The 21,912-nt window shown below is 61.3% G+C and carries 19 protein-coding genes and 1 pseudogene; 10 read left to right on the top strand and 10 right to left on the bottom strand.

The genetic code is table 11. The features are described from left to right. The first annotated feature begins 426 nt into the window (after positions 1–426). Both J4G43_RS03045 and mdoH read left to right on the top strand, forming a co-directional pair. A complete protein-coding gene (locus J4G43_RS03045; RefSeq protein WP_028150858.1) occupies positions 427–1,938 on the top strand; it encodes a glucan biosynthesis protein G in 1,512 nt (503 codons plus the stop codon). Continuing rightward, positions 1,926–4,067, top strand: coding sequence for a glucans biosynthesis glucosyltransferase MdoH (gene mdoH, locus J4G43_RS03040; protein WP_028150859.1), 2,142 nt, complete (start codon positions 1,926–1,928; stop codon positions 4,065–4,067). The genes J4G43_RS03045 and mdoH overlap by 13 nt, the downstream gene beginning before the upstream one ends. 320 nt (positions 4,068–4,387) lie before the next feature. Here the strand turns inward: mdoH and J4G43_RS55580 are convergent, their stop codons facing one another. From J4G43_RS55580 to J4G43_RS03025, 3 genes are all read right to left on the bottom strand, one after another. Beyond that, positions 4,388–4,615 (bottom strand): NUDIX domain-containing protein, encoded by a 228-nt coding sequence (locus J4G43_RS55580; RefSeq protein WP_312016861.1) that lies wholly within the window; start codon positions 4,613–4,615, stop codon positions 4,388–4,390. Positions 4,616–4,728: 113 nt separating this feature from the next. Beyond that, positions 4,729–7,272, bottom strand: a complete 2,544-nt coding sequence (gene uvrA, locus J4G43_RS03030) for an excinuclease ABC subunit UvrA (RefSeq protein WP_049831790.1) — start codon at positions 7,270–7,272, stop codon at positions 4,729–4,731. A 154-nt stretch (positions 7,273–7,426) separates the two neighbouring features. Beyond that, a complete protein-coding gene (locus J4G43_RS03025; protein WP_049831791.1) occupies positions 7,427–8,191 on the bottom strand; it encodes a DUF72 domain-containing protein in 765 nt (254 codons plus the stop codon). Between the two features lie 469 nt (positions 8,192–8,660). Here J4G43_RS03025 and J4G43_RS03020 point away from each other — a divergent pair, with 469 nt between their 5' ends. From J4G43_RS03020 to J4G43_RS03010, 3 genes are all read left to right on the top strand, one after another. Then, positions 8,661–8,900, top strand: a complete 240-nt coding sequence (locus J4G43_RS03020; protein ID WP_049831792.1) for a hypothetical protein — start codon at positions 8,661–8,663, stop codon at positions 8,898–8,900. Positions 8,901–9,612: 712 nt separating this feature from the next. After that, positions 9,613–9,834, top strand: coding sequence for a hypothetical protein (locus tag J4G43_RS03015; RefSeq protein ID WP_080677640.1), 222 nt, complete (start codon positions 9,613–9,615; stop codon positions 9,832–9,834). Positions 9,835–10,331: 497 nt separating this feature from the next. Then, complete coding sequence (locus J4G43_RS03010) at positions 10,332–11,009, top strand: HAD family hydrolase (protein ID WP_049831793.1); 678 nt, start codon at positions 10,332–10,334, stop codon at positions 11,007–11,009. Between the two features lie 22 nt (positions 11,010–11,031). On the opposite strand, the pseudogene J4G43_RS55825 reads toward J4G43_RS03010, so the two are convergent. Further along, a pseudogene (locus J4G43_RS55825) lies at positions 11,032–11,789 on the bottom strand (SDR family NAD(P)-dependent oxidoreductase). A 137-nt stretch (positions 11,790–11,926) separates the two neighbouring features. On the opposite strand from J4G43_RS55825, the gene J4G43_RS03000 reads away from it, so the two are divergent. Then, positions 11,927–12,487, top strand: a complete 561-nt coding sequence (locus J4G43_RS03000; RefSeq protein WP_028150865.1) for a type 1 glutamine amidotransferase domain-containing protein — start codon at positions 11,927–11,929, stop codon at positions 12,485–12,487. 255 nt (positions 12,488–12,742) lie between these two features. On the opposite strand, the gene J4G43_RS02995 is transcribed toward J4G43_RS03000, so the two are convergent. From J4G43_RS02995 to J4G43_RS02970, 5 genes are all read right to left on the bottom strand, one after another. Further along, entirely contained in the window at positions 12,743–12,898 is a 156-nt protein-coding gene (locus tag J4G43_RS02995) for a hypothetical protein (protein ID WP_155257887.1), read from the bottom strand. 855 nt (positions 12,899–13,753) lie between these two features. Beyond that, entirely contained in the window at positions 13,754–13,927 is a 174-nt protein-coding gene (locus J4G43_RS02990) for a hypothetical protein (RefSeq protein WP_165448183.1), read from the bottom strand. A 555-nt stretch (positions 13,928–14,482) separates the two neighbouring features. Continuing rightward, positions 14,483–14,797 (bottom strand): hypothetical protein, encoded by a 315-nt coding sequence (locus J4G43_RS02980; RefSeq protein ID WP_028150867.1) that lies wholly within the window; start codon positions 14,795–14,797, stop codon positions 14,483–14,485. Continuing rightward, positions 14,797–15,429, bottom strand: a complete 633-nt coding sequence (locus tag J4G43_RS02975) for a cysteine hydrolase family protein (RefSeq protein ID WP_049831794.1) — start codon at positions 15,427–15,429, stop codon at positions 14,797–14,799. The genes J4G43_RS02980 and J4G43_RS02975 overlap by 1 nt, the downstream gene beginning before the upstream one ends. 294 nt (positions 15,430–15,723) lie before the next feature. Next, a complete protein-coding gene (locus J4G43_RS02970) occupies positions 15,724–16,248 on the bottom strand; it encodes a hypothetical protein (protein WP_208083965.1) in 525 nt (174 codons plus the stop codon). A gap of 271 nt (positions 16,249–16,519) precedes the next feature. Between J4G43_RS02970 and J4G43_RS02965 the strand changes: the two genes are divergently transcribed. Beyond that, positions 16,520–17,830: an NRAMP family divalent metal transporter gene (locus J4G43_RS02965; protein WP_028150869.1), complete on the top strand. Its 1,311-nt coding sequence runs from the start codon at positions 16,520–16,522 to the stop codon at positions 17,828–17,830. On the opposite strand, the gene J4G43_RS02960 is transcribed toward J4G43_RS02965, so the two are convergent. Further along, the gene (locus J4G43_RS02960) at positions 17,827–19,413 is read right to left on the bottom strand and encodes a carbohydrate porin (protein ID WP_224517661.1); all 1,587 of its coding nucleotides are present in this window, start codon (positions 19,411–19,413) and stop codon (positions 17,827–17,829) included. The two genes, J4G43_RS02965 and J4G43_RS02960, sit on opposite strands and share 4 nt — an antisense overlap. On the opposite strand from J4G43_RS02960, the gene J4G43_RS02955 reads away from it, so the two are divergent. From J4G43_RS02955 to J4G43_RS02945, 3 genes are all read left to right on the top strand, one after another. Further along, entirely contained in the window at positions 19,412–19,612 is a 201-nt protein-coding gene (locus tag J4G43_RS02955; RefSeq protein WP_080677642.1) for a hypothetical protein, read from the top strand. The two genes, J4G43_RS02960 and J4G43_RS02955, sit on opposite strands and share 2 nt — an antisense overlap. Before the next feature lie 15 nt (positions 19,613–19,627). Continuing rightward, entirely contained in the window at positions 19,628–20,050 is a 423-nt protein-coding gene (locus J4G43_RS02950) for a hypothetical protein (protein WP_028150871.1), read from the top strand. A gap of 889 nt (positions 20,051–20,939) precedes the next feature. Beyond that, entirely contained in the window at positions 20,940–21,902 is a 963-nt protein-coding gene (locus tag J4G43_RS02945; protein ID WP_028150872.1) for a DUF3618 domain-containing protein, read from the top strand. Positions 21,903–21,912: the final 10 nt, after the last annotated feature.

Here is a 21,912-nt window from a genome sequence, read left to right as displayed (position 1 = left end):
GCAGCTGTCGCCGTCAGGCGTTTCGGTCAATCGGGAAAAGTAGAAACTTTCGTGATCAATCCGAGTTGGCGTCGAACGATGTTTCGATGCCCGGGCCGAGGAGTTGACGGGGCGTTGGCATAGCCTATTTCGTGCGACCTGCAGGCGAGGAATGCTGAGGCGGATACACACGCTTGTGCGTCAGATAGCCAACGAGACCGCACGTTCGGGTTGGACGTTGCTTGCTGTGTCGTTTGCGGCCTCCGCAGCTGTCGTGTCGGGGCTGCGCGCGCTCTTCGGCTGATAAGGACGGCAATTGCGCAGCATTCCCCGTGGCCCCGTGGCTGGCCCATTTCAGCCATTCTGCCGGCCAAATCGTGGTCTTCCGCACGGAACTCCAGGGAACAGCGGCAGTTGCTCCCTCGCTTCGAAACCGGAGGAGCAAACGTGAATCGCCGACAACTTCTTCGTGGATCAGTAGCTGTTTCAGCTGCAGCTGTACTGCCGCGGGCAGCGGACGCTCAGTCCGGAACCGCCCTCACGTTCAGCCCGTCCTATGTGCGCGAGCTTGCTCGTGCGCTTGCGACCAAGCCATTCGCGGCTCCGGACGAGAAGCTGCCGGATGCACTGAAAAATCTCGACTACGACCAATACCGGTCTATTCGCTTCGCTCCCGAAAAGGCGCTGTGGCGCGCAGAAAAGCTGCCATTCGAAGTTCAATTTTTCCACCGCGGCTTCTTTTACAAGAACAGGGTCGACATCTTTCAGGTGGTGGACAGGAGCGTCACACCGGTCTCGTACCGGCGCGATGACTTTTCCTTCGGCGAGGGCCTCGGACAATGGCCGGATAAGGACCTTGGATTCGCCGGCTTCCGCGTGCACGCCCCGATCAACAAACCGGATTATTACGACGAACTTTGCGTATTCCTCGGCGCAAGCTACTTCCGGGCCGTTGCGAAAGGACAGACCTATGGTCTGTCGGCGCGGGGGCTCGCGATCGATACCGGCGAAAGCAAAGGCGAAGAGTTCCCGGTGTTCAAGGCTTTCTGGCTGGAGAAGCCGGCGCCGAATGCCTCCTCGATGGTGGTCCACGCGCTGCTCGACAGCAAGAGCGCGGCCGCAAGCTACCGTTTCACCATTCGGCCTGGCCAAACCACGGTTTTCGACGTCGAGATGGCGCTCTATCCGCGGGTCGACCTCGAGCACGCCGGGCTCGCGCCGATGACCAGCATGTTCTTCTTCGGTCCGAACGATCGAAAGGATTTCGACGATTTCCGCCCCGCCGTCCACGATTCGGATGGACTTTCGATCTTCAACGGCAGAGGTGAACAACTCTGGCGACCGCTCAACAATCCGCACGATCTGCAGGTCAGCAGTTTTGCCGACGTCAATCCGGGCGGCTTCGGCCTCATGCAGCGGGAAAGGAATTATCTCGCTTATCAGGATCTGGAATCCAGTTTCGAAACGCGCCCGAGCCTCTGGTTCGAACCGATCGGCGATTGGGGCGAAGGGGCGGTCAAGCTGTTCGAGATTCCGACCAAGGAGGAAGTCCACGACAATATCGCCGCACTCTGGCAGCCGAAGCAGCCCCTGACGGCAAAGAGCGAACACATCTTTACCTATCGATTGCACTGGGGCACGGACGCGCCGAAAGCCGACGCGCTCGCACGATTTACCAGAACGGGAATCGGCAGCCGGGGAGACGACAGCAAGCTGTTCGTCCTGGAACTGATGGGCGACCACCTCAAAGGCGTTGATCCCAAAGCCATCAAAGGGGTGGTGACCGCTGAAAAAGCCGACATCAGCAACATCGTCACGCAACCAAATCCCGTGACCGGCGGATGGCGTCTGAGCTTCCAATGTTCGGTCAAGGGGCAGGCGTCCATCGAGCTACGTGCCTTCCTGGCGCAGAATGATGCGCCGGTCTCGGAAGTATGGATCTATCGATGGACGCCCTGAAGCAGTCGCAGGCGCCGCTGCGAAGCGCCCCCACCCGCCCGTTCTTGCCGCAAGAAAGCCAGCTCTCGATGCTGCCGTGTCGGCTGGGCCGCGCGGCTGAAGTCAGGCAATCGTCGGTCCATCGCGGGGCCACTTTGATCGTTCGCCGTCTCTTCATCTTCGTCGGGACGGCCTTGCTGACGCTTGCGGGCGGCTACGGCATGTACGACGTGGTGAAAGTCGGCGGTGTGACATTTCTCGAGGCGCTGCTGCTTGGTCTGTTCCTCGTGCTGCTCGCCTGGGTCGCATTCTCGTTCATGTCCGCCCTCGCCGGATTTTTCGTGCTGCTGACGCGCCGGCAGCCCAATCTGCCGATCGACACGACAGGCCCGCTGCCTCACGTCACCTCGCGCACCGCGATGCTGTTGCCGACCTATAACGAGGATCCGCATCATGTCATGGCGCGGCTGCGCGCGATGTACGAATCCATCGACGCGACCGGATATGGCGAACAATTCGACTGGTTCTTGCTGAGCGATACGACCGACCCGGACATCTGGATCAGCGAAGAGATGGCCTTCATCGAGCTACGCCGCGCCTGCGGTGGAGATCAGCTGTACTACCGACACCGCTCCGACAATACCGCGCGGAAGTCCGGCAACATCGCCGACTGGGTCACCAGGTTTGGCGCGGCCTATGATCACATGATCGTCCTCGATGCGGACAGCCTGATGGAGGGTGATACGATCGTTCGCCTCGTGCACGCAATGGAACGCACCCCCTCTTGCGCGCTGATCCAGACGCAGCCCGTCATCGTCAACGCGCGTACCTTGTTCAGCAGGCTGCAGCAATTTGCTGGGCGTGTGTATGGCCCCCTCATCACGGCGGGCAATGCCTGGTGGCACGATGGCGACGGCAACTATTGGGGCCACAACGCCATCATCCGGCTCAAGGCCTTCGCTGCGGAGGCCGGACTGCCCGAGCTGCGCGGTCGCAAACCTTTCGGCGGACACATCCTCAGCCATGATTTCGTCGAGGCCGCGTTGATGCGCCGCGCCGGCTGGGCGATCTATATGGTCCCAGCCGTTCGCGGCAGCTTCGAAGAGGTTCCACCGTCGCTGCTGGACTTTGCGGGGAGAGACCGTCGCTGGTGCCAGGGTAACCTCCAGCATCTCGCGGTCCTGCCCGCGCGCGGGCTGCACTGGGTCTCGAGGCTACATCTGCTCACCGGCATCGGATCCTACGTGACGGCGCCGCTTTGGCTTCTGTTCCTGTTGGTCGGTCTGCTCATTTCACTGCAGGCGCACTTCATCCGGCCGGAATACTTTCCGAAGGGCTTCAGTTTGTTTCCCACCTGGCCGCAACAGGACCCGGTGCTTGCGGCCTGGGTCTTTGCCGCGACAATGGGACTTCTGATCCTGCCGAAGCTGCTGGCTTATCTGGTGCTGATCAGCAATCGTGACGAGCGGACCGGATTTGCAGGAAGCGGTCGTGTTCTGGCGGGGGTCGTTTGCGAGGCGTTTGTGGCGGCATTGCTTGCTCCCTGCATGATGATCCTCCAGACCAAGGCCGTCATGGAAATTCTCGCTGGCCGAGACGCAGGTTGGCAAGTGCAGCGCCGAGGCGATGGACAGCTCGCCCGCGGCGAAGTCTATCGAAAGCTCGCCGGGCCGACACTCTGCGGTCTCGTCCTATCGGTCTGCGCTTATTCCGTCTCTTTGCCTCTGCTTCTCTGGATGTCGCCGGTCGTGCTGGGGCTCCTGCTTTCGATCCCTTTGGGCATTATGACTTCATTGCAATTGAGCGCGCCAGGAGTATTTGCCACGCCGGAGATCAACGAGCCGCCTGCCGTTGTGCTCCGCGCGAACGAGCTCGCCGCAGCTGAGCCCACCGAAATGGCCGGGGCTCTACGCCAGCTTAGCCGGGATCCGGAATTGCTGGCCGAGCATTTGGGCTCGCAATCACCTGCAAGCTCTCGCCGGTTTGGGCCCGTCGACGTGCCCCTTGCAACCGCAACCGCCAAGGTCGCGCGATGTGAAAGTTTGGACGATGTCCTCGCTTGGTTCGACAAGCTGGAAATGCGCGCGGTCCTTGAGAATCCGACGCTGTTGAGAAGAATCCTTGAGCTTCCTGCCGGTGGCCGAGATTAGGATGAGCGCCGCCGCGCTTGGCCCAACCCGCGCCGCGTGCGCCAGGATGATCGCGATGGTCTTGAAGCCCTCGGCGTCGCCAGTCGAACGGACTGCAACGGACACTATAGTTAGTAGAGCGCCATGACGCTGCGGCGAGCCTATCAATGAGTTCAGCCTGGCCGGACAGAATCCTCGACCTCGCAGTTTCCAGATCGGGCCATTCAGCGCGGTCCATCTCCGGAAAGGACTGGCGCCGGCCGCTCCTGAGCGGCCACTCGATCTCGAGGTGTTGCTCGATAGCGTTGTCGCATCGAAGTCTACCTCACCGTAAAAGGCGATTACGCGCTTGCCCCGCGCTGCTGGACCCCTCCCAGACCTTCTAGCGAGCCGATCGTGGTTGCGGGGCCGAGCTCTTCGGCAAATTCGCGATGGGCCCTCTCTTCGGCCGAACCGTCGATCTCTCCTTTCGGTATCGACCAAGCGCCCTCGTCCATGTTGCGCCAGAATGGACCGCCAGGGTGAACCAGCAGCACCTCGAAGCCGCGCGGTCCACGGCGATAGCCCAATATACCGCGCTCACATTGGCTCTTGCGGGAGTTCGCTGGACACGCCCACGCTTTCTCTTCCACCAAATGAAGCCGCAGGCAGGTAAGACCTCTAAGCCCGAACCCACACCCTTTCAAGATCGATCGAGCGAGCCGCCGATGCAATCAGCGAGATACCGCGCCGTTCGACTTCGAGAGCCGGCTGCAACCTGCTCCGGCGTACCTACCGCAACAATCTTGCCGCCCTCGTCGCCGGCCCCCGGGCCGATGTCGATGATCCAGTCACTGCCCGCGGCGACAGACATGTCGTGTTCGACGACGACGACGGTGTTTCCAGCCTCAACGAGCCCGCCAAGTTGCTTCATCAGCTTCGCCACGTCCGACGGATGCAGCCCTGTCGTCGGCTCGTCCAGAACATAGATCGTACCCCCTCGCTGAGCCCGCTGTAGTTCGGTGGCAAGCTTGACACGCTGCGCCTCCCCTCCCGACAGCTCCGTGGCAGACTGGCCAAGCCGGATATAGCCCAAGCCGACCTCGCTGAGGACACCCAGCGATCGCCGCAACGACTCGTCGGCGGAGAAGAACTCAAACGCTCCGTCGACGGTCATTCTAAGCACGTCGGCGATCGAATTGCCGCGAATCTTGATCTCCAGCGTCTTGGCGTTGTAGCGAGCGCCCTTGCAGGTCGGGCAAGGCGCATAAACGCTGGGAAGGAAGAGCAACTCGACACAGACGAAGCCCTCACCTTGGCAGGTTTCGCATCGCCCTTTCGCGACGTTGAACGAAAACCTGCCGGCATCGTAGTGCCTGACGCGCGCCTGCTTCGTGGATGCAAAGAGCTTGCGGACGTGGTCCAGCAGGCCTGTGTAGGTTGCAAGGTTCGACCGGGGCGTGCGCCCGATCGGCTTCTGGTCGACAACGACGAGACGCTTGATCTGGTCGAACCCTTCGGTGATCTCCCCACCCAGGGTCTCAATCGGGGCTTCGAGACCGTCGTCATCGTCGATGACGTCCACGCGCTGGCCCAGGCCGCCGCTGATCGTGTCCACCAGGAACTGGCTTATGAGACTGGATTTTCCCGATCCTGATATTCCAGTGACGCATGTGAACACGCCAAGGGGAATGTCCACGTCGACGCTATCAAGATTGTTACGGGCCACTCCCCGCAATTTCAACCAATTGGCTGCTGAACGCGTTTTTCTGATGCGCTTCTCGGCCTCACCAAACAAATATAATCGCGTTCGCGACGCCTTCACGTCGGCGAGGCCCGACAGCGGTCCGCTGTACAGGATCTGGCCGCCGTGCTCTCCGGCGCCCGGCCCGACGTCGACAATCCAGTCCGCTCGCCTGACAACGTCAAGCTCGTGTTCGACGACGAACAGCGAATTGCCGGCAGCCTTGAGACGGTCCAACGCGCGCAGCAGCGCCTCGGTATCCGCCGGATGCAGACCAGCCGAAGGCTCGTCCAGTACGTACACGACACCGAACAGATTTGATCGAACCTGCGTCGCCAGGCGCAGCCTTTGCAATTCGCCCGGGGACAGCGTCGGTGTGCTACGTTCCGACGTCAGATAACCGAGCCCGAGATCGAGCAATACGTCAAGGCGCGCGAGCATGTCCTCGACGATCCGCCGGACCACCAAAACCTTTTCGGGATGGTCGCCGGAGGCGGCGCCCCCACTGAGCGCATGCGATCGCAGAAGTTCGTTAAAGCCTTTGAGCGGCAATCGCGAGATGTCAGCAATGTCCATCCCGGCGAAGGTGACCGACAGAGCCTCCGGCTTCAACCGCTTACCCTTGCAGACAGGGCAGTCCGAGCTCGAAAGAAACCGCGATACCCGTCGCTTCATCATTGCGCTCTGCGTCGTGGCGAAGGTCTGCAGGACATATTTTCGGGCTCCCGTGAAGGTGCCTTGGTAGCTCGGCTCCTCCTTGCGCTTCAGAGCCCGCTTCGTCTCGGCTGCGGTGTAACCGGCGTAGACCGGCACGGTCGGCTGTTCATCAGTGAACAAGATCCAGTCACGATCCCGCTTCGGAAGCTCGCGCCATGGCCGGTCCACGTCGTAGCCAAGGGTCACCAGGATGTCCCGGAGGTTCTGGCCCTGCCAGGCGGTCGGCCATGCCGCCACGGCCCGCTCCCGGATGGTGAGGGAGTCGTCGGGCACAAGCGTGCGTTCGCTGACCTCATGGATCCGGCCGATGCCATGGCAGGTGGGACAGGCGCCCTCGGGCGTGTTCGGCGAGAACGACTCCGCATAAAGCAAGGGCTGCTTGCGCGGATAGTCGCCGGCGCGCGAGTAGAGCATACGCAGCAGATTGGACAACGTGGTCACACTGCCGACGGACGACCTCGTGGTCGGCGAGCCGCGCTGCTGCTGCAATGCCACCGCGGGTGGTAACCCCTCTACTGAATCCACCTCGGGCACTGCCATCTGGTGAAAAAGCCGTCGGGCATACGGGGAGACTGACTCGAGGTAGCGACGCTGGGCCTCTGCATACAGCGTCCCGAAAGCCAAGGACGATTTTCCGGATCCGGAGACGCCGGTAAACACCACGAGCGCATTGCGAGGAATCTCGACCGAGACGTCCTTGAGGTTATGCTCTCGAGCTCCGCGAACGCGAACAAGGCCGCCATCTGCGATGTCTCGTCTGCCTACGGAGCTGACCAGCTTGTTCATGCGACCTCCCTAGGCGCTCGCGAAAGCCGCGGCAGCTCCGACATGGGAAAGTCCCTACGAAACAGCCTGTTCCTTGCCCGTCGGTTGATTCATTTGGCTCTTTGGTCGTTCTGGAACGGGTTGCCTGGTCCCGGGCTCTGAAACATCGCCACAGCTACGATAGCTCCAGAGCATTTCCCAATGCGGCCCCAGCCGCCGTATTGTCGAAGATGCACCACGTCTCGGCTCCCCAAAGGCGAGCGCTTTCGAGACGCCGCCCCAGTGAGAAAAGGGCCTGGCGGTCGTAGTCGGAATAGTACATGCGGGGGGACCCATGCCAACGGAAATAGGCCAGACCCCGCCAACCACCAGGCTCTCCGGAGCCCGGCACCCTAGCGGGATCCGCTGCCACCCGCGCGATGCGTCGTTCAATCAATCTGCTTTCGACTTCCTCAGTGAACCAAGTGGCATTCCGCGGCTCGATCGCGACCATGGCATCGCTGCATCCATTGACCAAGTCGAAGAAGCTGTCGAATGTCTTCGCGTCGAATGCGAGCTTCGGCGGCAGCTGAATGAGCCACGTCCCGAGTTTCGATCCCAAGCCCGCAGTTTCAGCCGCAAAGATTTTCAGGATTTCATCGCAGCCGACCAGGCCCCGATCGTGAGTGATTTCTTCCGGGAGCTTCACAGAGAACCTGAACTCTTCAGGCACCGAACTCGCCCAGCGCTCGTATGTGCTTGGTTTGTGCCTTCTTCGGAACGAGGAATTGATCTCGACGGCGTTTAGACGTCGCGCATAGCGTTCGAGATTACTTCCTGATGCTGGAAGTCCGTCGGCATAGCGTTTATCGATGCTCCACCCGGCCGTACCGATCCGCAGCGCGGGCGCTGCTTTGGCCCGACCTCGCCCACCACTCCCTGGCACGGCTACGGCGCTCATGATGAGCGCCGCGACATGATGCCTCCCATCGTCGATAGCCCGAGCAGTCTACGATAGGCGACCAAGGTGCTCCATGTCTGACAGACCATTCCTGAGCTATTCGTACCTGTCGAAGATACCTCGTCCCTCAGACGCATGCTCGGCAAGCCTTTCCCACTCCTCAGCGAGCCGAAGCCAGGCGTTCTTGTCCACTTCGCTTCCGGCCCGTGCCGCCAGGTGACGACATTCCTCCGCCTTGCTCGTGAATCGGTCGGCTTTCGATGATGACACCACGTTTCCCTCCATCCGATAATGGAGAGCGGCACGTGTCGTTCCTGATGATGGCCACGTGCCTGGATGGCCGCTCGGAGCTCGCGCCCAAGAATGCCGTCCCGGAGTGCCAGGCCTGACTTAGGAACAACCGGTTTGCCGTATGCTTGGTTAGGGACTTATGGCCAATCGGCTCAACATCTGGGCCCGGAGTTCTAATATGCTTTTCTGGTATCCCGCCCTGACGCTGATGATGGACGCCATGCAGGTCATCGACATGCGCCTGAAGCTTATCGCGGCCGGGAAAGGCACATCTGAAGAGATGTTCCTGATGGCGAACGAAAAGGTCAACGCGATGGCGGAAGCCCGCAACATTCTCATTCAAGGCGGGCATTCGGGTCACGTGATTGACAACTATCGCAAGATCGTGGCGGCCAATGTCGTGCGGCTATCTGCCTAGGCTAGGCACGTTAAGCGATCGGCGTCGCGGAGCGCTCAAAATTCCTCAACAACGATGACGGCCGACGCTCGCGGCAGCGGGCCGGTCCAGTCTCTTGCCTCGACCGCCGCACGTTCCGTCAACGTCCGAGAGCCGCAATCGACAGTTCTTATTCGCGGTCGATTGCTCGCACCCCCTCCTCTTGCGAGGGCCGGGCAAGCAGGCAGTGGAAGCGACCGTAAAGAAACCAAGCGCCGGGGATAACGCAAGTCGGCCAGGAACCGGTGGGTCCCAAGACGCTTGCTTTGTCAGACGTAGGAGGACGGCATGGACGCCAGCGAAACCGCAGCGATGACGAAATCGTCCGGGCTGACGGCCTTCGTGTTGGGACTGTGGTTCGCCCGTCGGCGTTGAGATGACGTTGCGACCGGTGGGTTAAGGTTCCCTTTTTCTCGGGAGCACGCACGGGGCCGCTTCGACTCGGAGAGGATCGCAGCGCCACCGTCCAAGCCCCAGACTCTGTGCCGGCCTTTTGCCGCGCGCGCGTGGCGACTTCCGAGTCCGCCGCCCTGAGGAAAACCGGATCTCGGGATTCAGGAATTTCCCCAGCGAGGCACGAATGGGAGGTTCCGGTGCTGCGAACCGTGCAATCAGCGACCATCGGCTGCCCGAGCGGAACGACGATCCCCCATGCGACTTGATTCTCCGAACGTCGCCAAATCGGAGAACGATCATGAGAACAATCTTGGCCATCACCTGCCTGTCCGTGCTCGCGCTGGCTTCACCGGCGGAAGCCAAAGGATGTATCAAGGGCGCCATCGTTGGCGGCGTCGCTGGCCACATGGCGGGCCATGGCAAACTTGGCGCTGCGGCGGGATGCGCGGTCGGACATCACGAAGCCAATAAGCAAAACCCGAATAATTCGAACGCCCAGGCTCCATCGGGGCAGAAGTAGCGCGGGGCACCTCTGGGCCGCGCCATGAAGATCAGATCGCACTCCGAGAGCCACCTCGTCGAGCTTGAGGATGGCTCGCGCTGGCGAATTTCCCCGGCGATCTCGATCTGGCGCTGAACTCGAAGCCCGAGACGGAAATCGTCGTCATGCCGGCCGACGATGATCTGAGTTCTCATATGCTGGTCGGCGGAGACGCAAAGGTCCGCGTGATCGCGGGGGCGAAAGCTGGCCGGTGCGTGAGGTCAAGTCGGCGTTGAAGGAAGGGTAGGACCGGGCTCCGCCAATTCAGCGGAACGAGATCCGGAGCGATCGAGACGCGAGGCCGTCGTCGGATCCGAATGCGGAATCCGCCGCGCGTCGAGCCGTCGACGATGCCAAGCGCGCGCTGGGCGACCGTGGACCTTATGTTGGAACGACGGCGCTCCAGACCTCAACCGGCGCATGGGTGAAGAACACACGCTACGCCGAGTGGTACGTGTCGCTCGATAGTTTTAGTCATGGAGGATCTCGAATTGCCTAAAGCAGCCATTTTCGATCTTGACGGCACGCTTCTGGACTCGGTCGATCTCCACGCGCTCGCTTGGCAAGAAGCGATGGTCAAGTTCGGTCACGACGTCACCTTCGAGCAAGTGCGCAGCCAGATCGGGAAAGGCGGCGATAAGCTGATTCCCGTTTTTCTGTCCGAGCAACAGCAGAATGAACACGGCAGAGATCTGGAGGAGTGGCGCGGCAATTGGTTCAAGTCGACTTATCTGCCCCTTGTCCGTTCCTTCTCGGCTGTTCCGAAACTCCTGCAGCGCGTCCGCGAGACCGGTCTCCGCATCGCCGTGGCTTCCTCGGCGAAGAAGGATGAACTGAAGAAGTACCTCGACATCGCGGCCATCTCAGGTCTGGTAGACGTCGCGACGTCCTCAGAAGACGTCGACGAATCCAAACCAGCCCCGGACATCTTTGAGGTCGTGCTAAAGAAGCTAGACATCGAAGGAGCCGAAGCGGTCGCGATTGGCGACACGCCGTACGATGCCATCGCGGCCCGCAAGGCCGGAATCCCGACGATCGGCGTCCTCTGCGGCGGATTTACCGAACATTCGCTGCGGGAGGCCGGGTGCGTCGAAGTGTACCCAGGACCGAGCACCCTCTACGCACGCTTCGACGACACGGCGCTCGCAAAGTAGAACGGTGGACGACGCTCGACGGCTATTCCTGAGGCGGTTGTCCATTGGAGGCGGATACGCCCCCGTCGACCGCGACGTTGGCACTGGTCATGAAGCTCGCGTCGTCGCTTGCCAGGAACACGATGACCGCGGCGACTTCCTGCGGTTCGCAGACGCCACCCAACGAGATCCGCTCGGCGAACTTTGCCAGCAGCTTCTTGTCGTCCATCATATCTTCCGTCATGCCGGTTCCCGTCAAGCTGGGACAGACCGCGTTCACGCGGATGCCCCTCTTGCCGAGGTCCAGGGCGAGGGCACGCGTCAGATTGACCACGACGCCCTTCGCCGCGTTGTATGGGCTCATGCCCCAATCGCCGCCGATCCCAGAGACCGACGCCGTGTTGACGATCGCGCCCCTGGTCTTTTCGAGGTGGGCAGCGACGCGCGGCAGCCATAAAACACGCCATCGATGTCGGTCGACATGACCTTCCGCCATTTCTCGTCAGTGATTGAAGCGGGATCTTCACGGACGCCGGCGTTGTTCACGATGACGTCTAGCCGTCCGAAGGGGCGGACGACGGCCGCGACCATTCCATCGACGGCACGCGAATCCGACACGTCGTCCGTCTGAACCATGACCTGGTCGGCAGGCAGGCTCTGGCCACCTTTTCGAGTGAGGCTTCCTCGCGGTCGACCAGCGCCTTTCGCGCCCTCCGTAACGAAGCGGCGCGCTGTCGCTTCTCCGATGCCGGAAGCCCCTTCAGTGACTGCAACGACCTTGCCGTGGAACCTGTCGGCCATGCGAAACTCTCCTGCTGCTTTCAATTCTACCGTCGCCGCGACGGTCGGGTCATAATTCCCGCCCGATCCAGCTTTTCAGGAACGACGCTCGAGACGATCGATTGTTGGAGGAAACCCCGAAATGAAGGATTGGACCCATGGATCTGACCGGCAAAAAGATCGCCATTCTCGCCACGAACGGTTTCGAGCAGGCCGAGTTGGAAGTGCCGCAAGAGCGCCTGAAGCAAGCTGGCGCGACGGTCGATGTGGTGTCGCTCGCCGCCGGCGAGATCAAGGGCTGGGACCAGAAGGATTGGGGTCGGCCCGTGAAGGTCGACAAGACGCTCGACGAGGCGTCGGCCGCCGACTACGACGCGATCGTATTGCCTGGCGGGCAGATCAATCCGGATCTCCTGCGCGTCGAGCCCAAGGCGCTGAAGTTCATCAAGGATATCTTCGATGCCAAGAAGGTCGTGGCGGCCGTCTGCCACGCCCCATGGCTTCTCATTGAGACCGGAATCGCAAGAGGTCGCAAGATGACGTCCTTTAGGTCGATTAAGACAGACGTCGCGAATGCCGGTGCGAAGTGGGAAGATGCAGAGGTCGTCGTTGACCAGGGCATCATCACCTCGCGCAACCCGGGCGATCTCGAGGCCTTCTGCGCCAAGATCGTGGAAGAGGTCAAGGAAGGTCGGCACACCCAGCGCAGCGGGGCATGAGACGAGCGCCTAATTATCGGACGAGGCGGGCTCGGAAGCACGCGTCGCAATCCTCGAATCCGGCGAGGCAGCATTCACGACACTCGCGAAATTCGCCCACGACGCTAGAATCCCGGCGGCATCGCTTACGGCCATCGGCGCCTTGAAAGGGCTGCGCTCGGAAGCTCAATCCAGCAAGTAGCACGTCCTTGGGATGCAGCCACCCTACCGCCGACGGAAAATCTGGCCACGCTCCGCCGCGAGCGCGAGTTCCGCCTATTCGCGGGCAAGCTTTGCCCAGCCCTCGCGATCGACAGCGTTGAGGCTTCGAGATGCCTCTTCGCGGCAGGCCGCCGCCTCTTTGTAGAATTGCTGAGCGGACGATGTCATCTGCGCATAATGTGAGAACTCACCAGGTAGGTCGATCTTCATAGGTGCCTCGCGCGATTTAGCGCCCGAGTGGGGCTGAATGTCGCGATCAGAAAGCGAACCACGCCAGTACCGCAATGATGGGGACGATCGCGATGCCGAAAATAATCAACGGCGAAGGTTCATTGCCTGTACGGTCACTCATCGTAGGCTCCTTAAAAGACAAGCCCCGCAGCGGCGGCGCCACGGGGCTCTCAGTACCGACATCTCAGGGGGCGGAGATGCCAGCACCTCAAGGAACCAACGGCTGGGTGTCAGCCTCGTTCCTATCGGGGGTCAGTGCGGCTTTTGCGGCTGATCGCTCTGCGGCCTTACTGCCATATTGCTGTCCGGCATTCTGTCTCGCCCCTGATCGCCGTTGTCATCCTTCCCGCCGGACGTGGACGTGCCGCTACCGCTGCGCGAGCCTGGTGACATGCCAGTCGTGCTGCGCGGATCCGCGTTCGGCGCTGTCGAGCTGGCCGCGGGATCACCGGTCACCGCTCCTCGTCCGCTCGGAGCGCCGCCTGATTGCGCCGAGGCACCGGCAGTCGAAAGGACGATCAGGCCTGCTGTTATCAACGGGACTATTTTCACGGCGAACCTCCAGAGTTGTTGCGCTCAACCGGCGCCTGTGTCGTCCGTTCCTATCGTCGCGCCTTCTTCTTTTCGCGGCCTTCTTCTCGACCCGCACGCCCTTGTATTTTTTTGGCAGCCTTCTTGCCCTTCGCGGGCTTTTTGACGCCTATGAACTCGCCGGAAGCCTTGTTGCGCTTGCTCGCGCTGCTCCTCGATGCCCTCGCGGGCCAACTCTCGAAAGTCGTTCAGCCCCTCGGGCTCCTTTTGAGCAGGAGGCTTTTTTAGGTAGATCCTTTTCTCTTATGTCTGCCCCTTTCGGAGCGCCTGCTCAACTTCATCAGCGAGACGATTGAGGTGCTCCCATAGACGATTGAATACTTCACGTTTTGCTTCATCCATAGCCGAGTCGCGGATCAGCGCCGCCTCGGCAGCATCCTTGCGAAGCTTTTCAATGGAGGCTTGATAATCCTTCACGTTATTTCGGCGGCTGCAAGCCAGGCGAATTGATCCAGATCGCAGCGCGGGCCGTGGTGTCGGCCTGTCCCGCCTTGCGAAGCAGCTCGTCTTTCTCTGCGCCAGGCGGGAGAGACGACGCCTTTTCTCGCGCATCCTTGGCGAACGACGCGAGCCGATCTTTGAGCGATCTTGTTTGCTTGAAACGACGCCGACTTGCCATGGCGCGCTCCTATCCTTCGAGGAAGGCGGGAGCGCTACCGGCGTTCTCATCACAGATAAAAGCCACGGACCGGGCTGTGATAGAACACAGACTACCATAGTCCAGAAACGGTTTCGCTATCGAAGATTAAATTCGCAGGGCGAGAGAATCGGCTCAAATTACTCAAAATGTGCACTTCACGACGTTTTCGATCCGAGCATTCCATCGCAGCCATCCTGATACGGCTGCGATGTCCGCAGTCAAAATGCGAAGAACTCCACCGGAGCATGGAGCGTCTTGATGTCATTGGTGATCCCATGGCGTTCCTCTTGATTGGATCCGATCGGCAAACTTGGCGCGCGCTTCCTAAGGCTTCAAAGAGCTATGATTTCCTGGGCGCGGATGACGATCTCCTCCTGCGAGAGCTCTCGTTCGAGCCGCTCGCGGAGGGACCGCCAGAATTCTGGTGCGAGCTTCGCGGCCATGACCTCGACGACCGCGATATCGTCGCGCTCGGTCGTGTCGCCGCTGCGCCACAGGCCCTTTGCAGGGGCCCGGATGTAGCTGGTAGCCCCGCCGAACTCGTCGGTCAGCTTCTGCAGGAATTTGTCGAACCATTCCTTGGAAACCGGCTCGCCCTTGCCGGTCTCCTTCGGCACGAGGATCTGCACGACGTAGGAACGGTTCATCAGAGGGACCTAGCCCGGCCGTCGGCCGGCCAGTTGGCGAGAAGCGTTTCGGTCGTGACGCACTCCACCTGCTGGCCGAACCGGTTCATGTAGATCTTCATCATGGAATCATGCGTCTCGTCTGCCGAGCTGCAAAGCGCATCGGCGACGAGGATCACGCGGAAGCCCCAGTCGACCGCGCCCAATACGGTTGCGAGGACGCAAACGTCGGTTTCGCCGCCTGTGACGATGACGGTTTCGACGCCGGCTTCGCGAAGTTGCGCATGCAGGCCGCTCCCTGTCCAAGGCGAGTAGACGTACTTGTCGAAAGTGCGCGCGGGCGGGACGAAGCGGGCGAGCTCCTGCACCAGATCGACCATTTCCGGCCCGAGCCGGTCGATAGTCATCGAACTCCAGCGTTCGTAGTAGCGCCGCCACATGCCGGCGCCCTGGCCTGGGCTTTGCGCCGGGATGAAGCGCGTGAAGATTGTCCGCTCGGGATGGGCGGAGGTGATCGCGACGACGTTCGGCAGGACGCGCGGCAGCCACGGCATCGTCCAATCCGTACCTCCCGCGAACATCCGCTGCATGTCGACGCAGAGATGGACTGCGTTCCGGGGAGCGCCGTAGTGGAGTTCGTCACCCTTCGTCATGGACCTGTCCTCAAAAGCCAGCTCCAACGGAGGTGTAGCGGCTTGGTTCCTCCGGCTTGCCACGGGGCTATAGCGAAGGAAGCGTTTTTGATATCCATCAGGCAGGATGACTCTGCCACTTGTCCGCCCGCTCGCACCACGTCCATGACGCCGCATCTGAATGCAGGGTCCGTTTTTATCGGCACACGACCTGCCTTTTTAGGCCGGTCCTGAAGCGATCGATGAGCACGCAGGGCGTCCGCAGGCCCGTCAGCTCGACGACCGCGTACGATGCGTGTGCCGAGCGGCATCTTTTCAAGGTCCGGGTGGCATCGCCGTCGACGCCGTTCCCCTTTCATCAGCGTAATATGGTCTGCACCGGCTTGCTGAAGCCGCGTCCGCCCCCTTCATGGTCAATGGGACGAGCAGCACCTCGGGCACCGTGATTCCCGCGTCTCGGATCCAGTCGTAGGCACGTTCTGGATGTTCCATGAGGATGGGCTGGGCCAGATCGAGGCAGACCCCGCAGGGGCTGAAATTCCGCGGAGTCGTCGCGCCGTCGAAGGTCGCCAGTTCGCCCGCGAGCGCGTACCAGCGGAACTGGCCGACTTCCGGCTCGAAGATGCTGATGCCGGCGGAGTGAGCCCCGCAGATTTCCATGCCGAGTTTGACCAGCCGGGGCAGCACCTCATCCGGATGGTCGGACATCACCTCAGCAAGGTTCTGAATGGCAAGTTTTTCGCGCAGGAAGTCAGGCGCGGCAGTCTGGCGGTCGGCGAACTGCTCCGTGATGAAGACGGCGGCGAGGATCGGGAAGCCGGACCTGCGATCGCATGACACACCCCCGGATTTGTCGATAGCACATCGTGACACTATCAGGCCGCCCTTACCAGCAAGTCCGCAAGCAGATCTCGCCGCTCCCGGCCAAGGAACGTCGGGGGTTCCAGCCCGTTATCAGGCGCCGTTCGGAACCTACCCTTACCCGGAGCGACGCGGACACTAGCAGCCTTCGCTCCTCCCTCCTTGGCCGAGCGCCCGGGGCGGGCGAGCACTTTGATGACTTAGTTCTGCGCATGAGAGACTGTCCCAGAATGTTTGGAGAACCATTCGAATGGATGCGGCGATCGAACCGAAGGTTCAGAGGCGAAAGACGTTCCGCGTCCGCAACTTTCTCTCGACGCTGGGACCAGGCCTCATCACCGGCGCGTCCGACGATGATCCGTCCGGGATAGGCACCTACAGCCAGGCCGGCGCGCAGCTTGGGTTCGGCATCGGTTGGACCATGCTGCTCTCTTACCCCCTCATGGCTGCGATCCAGGAGATCTCCGGACGGATAGGGCGAGTGACCGGCCACGGCATCGCGGGGAATGTATGCCGGAACTTCGGCGCAGCTTGGGTCTGGAGTCTGGTGGGACTGCTTTTCGTCGCCAATACGATCAACATCGCCGCCGATCTCGGCGCGATGGCGGACGCGCTGAAGCTTTTGATCGGAGGTCCCGGCATCGCCTACGTGGTGCTGTTCGGCACTCTGTCGGTCCTCGCCCAAATCTTCTTCAATTACGACCGGTACGTGTCCGTGCTGAAGTGGTTGACGCTTAGCTTGTTCGCCTACGTGATCGCTCTCGCCGTCGTAAAGGTGCCTTGGGAGGAGGCGCTGAAGGGCGTCCTAATCCCCCGCGTAAGCTGGGACGCTGCGTTTTTGACGACGCTCGTCGCCATTCTCGGCACGACGATATCGCCTTATCTCTTCGTCTGGCAGTCGTCGCAAGAAGCCGAGGAGCAGCGAATCGACGCAGACAAGAAGCCTTTAAAGAAGGATTCGTCTGACGCACCGGAAGAATTCCGGCGTATCCGGCTGGACACGATGATCGGCATGGCCTTCTCAAACCTCATCGCGCTTTCCATCATCGTGACGACCGCGGCGACGCTTCACGCCCAGGGCAAGACCGACATCGAAAGTTCGGCGCAAGCGGCGGAAGCCTTGAAGCCGATCGCAGGTCCTTTCGCCGAGCTCATCTTCGCGCTCGGCATCGTCGGGACCGGACTGTTGGCGATCCCTGTCCTGGCCGGCTCAACTGCATACGCCATTGGCGAAGGGCGTCGCTGGAAGGTCGGTCTGTCCCGTAAGCCGAAGGAGGCCATCGCGTTCTACTCCGTGCTGGCACTTTCGGGGTTCTGCGGTATCGGGCTCAACTTCACCCCGATTGATCCGATCAAAGCCCTCTATTGGAGCGCTGTGGTCAACGGAGTGCTGGCCGCGCCTGTGATGGTCCTTCTGATGGTGCTCGTCCGGCGACCGAAGGTCATGGGCAAGCTTGTCGTCACCGGGCCCTTGTACTGGTTGGGCTGGGCGGCGACCGCCGCGATGGCTCTCTGCATCGTTGGCATGGTCGCCACGATGTTCATGGGCTCGTCGTCTTAGAACTTGAGTGTGGTCCTGAGGCCGAACACCGAAGCGTTCTTGAGAATCTTCCCCGCCAGCGGGCCGACGGGTAATGTTGCTCCACCGCCGGGGTGCACGATGTATTGAAAGTTCGGCTGTACCGTCCAGCCATCCCTGATCTGATACTGGTAGACGGCCGTCAGCAATCCTTCGAAGCTTCGGATCGGCCAGCTTGGATTGACCAACGTCCGGTAGTCGGCGTCGAGCGCCTGCGCCCGTTTTGAGACATGCGCATAACCCGCGGCGATCCCGAATTTGTCGTCGGGCCGGTCGTCGCGAAGGCCGATGAACTCGAGGCCGGCATCGGCGTAGAGATCGATCAGGTTGCGATCGGCGGGCGCGCCAGCGGCCCTTGCGAAGACACCGATCCCACGATCGTCGCTGTGAGGCACCCGGTAGATCTGTTGCTCGAACACTGCCCAGCCACCGATATCTCCTGCCAGCAATAGAGGCTCCGCGCTAGTGCCGGGAGCGGCGAACGAGACGCCATTAGACGCGAGCTGTTGATCGGCGAAAGAGCCGAAATGGCGCCAGCCGCCCAACTTGACCTGGCCGGTCAGGTTCGGGTCGCCCTTCTTGTTGTTCCAGGCGTACTGAATTTGACCTAGAAGCAACGGCGGATCGTTGACGCGAAAATTCACGCCGTAGCGATTGCGCTGCTGCGGGTCGCCTGAGCCGGGTCCGGCTTGGTCGCCGTCGAAGATCCCGCCCAGAAGCGAAAGTTGGTCAGTCACGTTGACCAGCAGCCTTGCGCCCATAGCCGCCAAAGGTGGCGACGGTCCGCCGCTGGGAAGATCGAGCGAGGTGATCGCGGGCCAACCCATCGAGGCGTTGGTGAACACGTCAGTATATTTGGTGTTGAAGAATTCGCTGTCGGCGGCAAGCTGGCCGACTTTCAACGAGACTTTCTTTGCGCCCCATTGCTTCTCGAAATAGGCTTCGTAAAGTCGCGTCGACGGCAAGGCCTCGATGCCGCTGTCGACGAAGAAGTTCTGAAGATTACTGCGCGATAGACCGTCGCCATGGATCTGGAACATGTTGGCGTGAAAAGTGAGCTTGTCGATGCCGACGAGCTTCTGCAGGTCGACATCCACCGCGAGGTTGAGGCGACCTTCGTAGATAGCGCCCTGTTTCAGGCCGCCGGTAGCGTTACCAAACGCCTCGCCTATGTAAGTGGCCGCGAACTTCACGCCGTACTTCTGCAGCGGATTGGGCAGAATGCCGAGCGTCTTTTCCTCCACGGTGCTCTCACCCGTGTCCGGATCGGCCGGCTTGTCGTCGTCGGTCTTCTTGTCCTCCTGGGCCGCGGCGCCAGCTGCCAGGAGCATGACTACCGACATCGAAAGAACGACCTGCCTATAGGCTCGGTGAGGTCTCGACACGCGACTTCCTGATCTCGAAGATAGCCTTACGAATTGCCCGATATTGCAAGGTAAGTCCACCGTCGAGCCAATTTCCAAAAGGTCGGTCAGACCAACTGGCCTATCGCAATCGTTAACATTTTTGAATCGCGGCACGCGAAATGTTGGCTGTGATGGGGTCTTCCCTCTGGGGGCATTCATGTTCGATCCGACAACTACTGCGCTATTGCGCGCGGTCTTAAACGAAGTTTGCGAGAGCGTTTCGCACCGCGAGATCGGAGCGCGTACCCATGTTGCCTCAAAGATACTGGAGGCTGCTACCAAAGGTGAGGTATCGCTGGAAGAACTCAGGCAGGTAGGCCGTGATGCCCTTTCGCGCGCACCCACGATGTGGCGCTGATCGGTCGAGGCGGGCGTGAATTTCCAGGTCACGGTGCTGAAGATCCTGGTGAGCTATTCGGACGGCTTCGCCCTCATGGAAGACCTCAAGCGCGACATGGCCATCCTGGCGACCAGTGGCCGCGAATGGGCGGATCGAACCAAGCGCCTCGCCGCCCGGGTTCCGGATCTCGACATCTTTTCACAAGGGCTGGTCGAACGCATCAGCGGCGGATGGCAGATCACGGCCAATGGGAGGGCAGTGCTCGAGTTCATGGAAGCTCGCCCCGCTGCGCCCGAACCGATTCAGGCGCCTTTCGTCGAGGAGGCTACGGCTCCGATAGTCACTCCAAACCAGCTTCCTCCCCTGCCTCAGCCTACTGACCGTGCCAAGCGGCGCCGCGAACGCCGCGAACGTCGTCGCGAGGCGCGCGAACGGGCGAGGGCGAACGCCTCCTAAGGTGATATCGAGGAAAAAAGAAACCGCCGGCTGGGCGCGGCCGCTTGGTTAGTCCCGGACTGTCGATTGCCTCCCCAGCCCTAAGCGTACCGCCGTTACCTTGTTTCCGGCCATGCCCGCCCGACTACCGAGCGCGTTTCGATTCGGCGATGGGGTTGCCGGGTTGTGCACCAGGTTCTTTTAAAGTCGGTAAGGCGCGAAACGATGTGGACGGGAGCCGAATCCGCGCGGTATCGCCACCCGCAACCGCTCCGCCGGCCCGCACAACGCCCAGCACCCCGCATTTGAATGGTGGGCCTGTTTCTGCCGACGAGAGCAAGTGCCGCTTCAGGCCGGCCCGAAAGCGGTCGATGAGGACGCAGGGCGTCCGGAGGCCGGTCAGTTCTACGATCGCCGTGACGAGTCGATCGCGGTCGCTGTCCTTGGCGGCCTAGAGCACGCGATCGGCCGCCGCCACGAGGGAGCCGCAGTCCATCGCACCTTGGAGGGCATGTTGGTCGCGCCGAGGCTCACCTCGCGAGGGGGAGACTCGCCCCGTTCCTTGTTGTCCGGGAGACTAAGGCCCAGCTTGAGGGCGGCGAGCATGTTGCAGACGGGTCGTCCGCCAATCTCCGCCGCCATGCTTCCCGGACCTGAGGGACATAAGAGAGCGAAGCCGGGAAAGCGGCGATGCCGCCGACGTGGGCGGCGATAGAACCGGACGTGGACGGTTCAGCGGAGTACTCAGGGCCGTTCCTCCGTGCCTTTGCGGAAGGATTCGCCAGACCTGTTTGTCCTGCTTTCGAGCGTTCTTGATCGCGAGAGCGCCGGACGAGCAACTAGGAACGATCCAACCAAAGGCGAGTTCGTCCTCGAAGCAGTGTCCAAAAATGAGCCCAAGAGGATGAACATGACACGATCGGTGGATGAGCTACGACGCGAGTCCGAGCGTAACCGGGCGGAGCTGGCGGCCACGGTCGACCGTCTGAAGCAGGGACTATCCGACACGAAGCAGGATCTGCGTCACATGGTCACGCCTCAGCGAATTAAATCGGAAGTGTCGGACTATGTGAGCGACACGGCTCAAGGCTGGGTCAAAGAGCTCAAACAGAAAATGATGAATAACCCGCTGGGCGCGGTCGCCGCGGGTACCGCGGTGGCTGTGCCGCTGCTGCGATTGGCCCGAGGGGTGCCCCTGCCGCTTCTCATGATTACTGCGGGCCTCGCTCTTACCTCCAAGAGCGTGCGCGACCGGGCTGCTGAAGCGGTGTCGCCCGTGATGGATGGAGCCAGTCGGTTTATCGACGAAACTGCCGAGAGGGTGCAGGAAGCGAAAAGTGGGGCGCAGGCGAAACTCTCCGAGTCCCAAGGGCGGGCCGCTGGTGCGGTCAACGATGCCATGGATGCGGCCAAGACATCAGCCGACGACCTCAAGGCTCGAGCAACGGAGGCCGCAGGGGCGATCGGTGACAACATCACCAGAGGGATGGACGCCATCAAGGATTCGGCGAACGCCGCTCCAGAACAAGCGCGTCAGATTATCGGTGATAATGCCGCGCTGATCGGAGGACTTGGCATCGCCATCGGCGCAATAATCGCGGCGGCCCTGCCGGAAACGAAGTTCGAAGACCGGACGGCCGGCCCCGCCAGCGATAGCCTGAAGCGCGCTGCAGGCGAAGCAGCTGAATCCGGTTTCGAGACGGCCAAGGATGCGACGTTGTCGGCCGCCGACGCCGCGACAAGGAGCGTGAGTGAAGCCGATCTGGGGCGGCACGCGAGCCGTATGACCCGGAATCTGGCCGACAACCTCAAGGAAGCGGCCGCAGAAGTTGTCGACGCGGCGTTCAGCCCCTCCCGAAATTCTAGCACCTGAGAGATACACC

Origin of the sequence: Bradyrhizobium barranii subsp. barranii (assembly GCF_017565645.3) — a bacterium.
GTDB lineage: Bacteria > Pseudomonadota > Alphaproteobacteria > Rhizobiales > Xanthobacteraceae > Bradyrhizobium > Bradyrhizobium barranii.
This window is presented reverse-complemented; position numbering and strand designations above follow the sequence as displayed.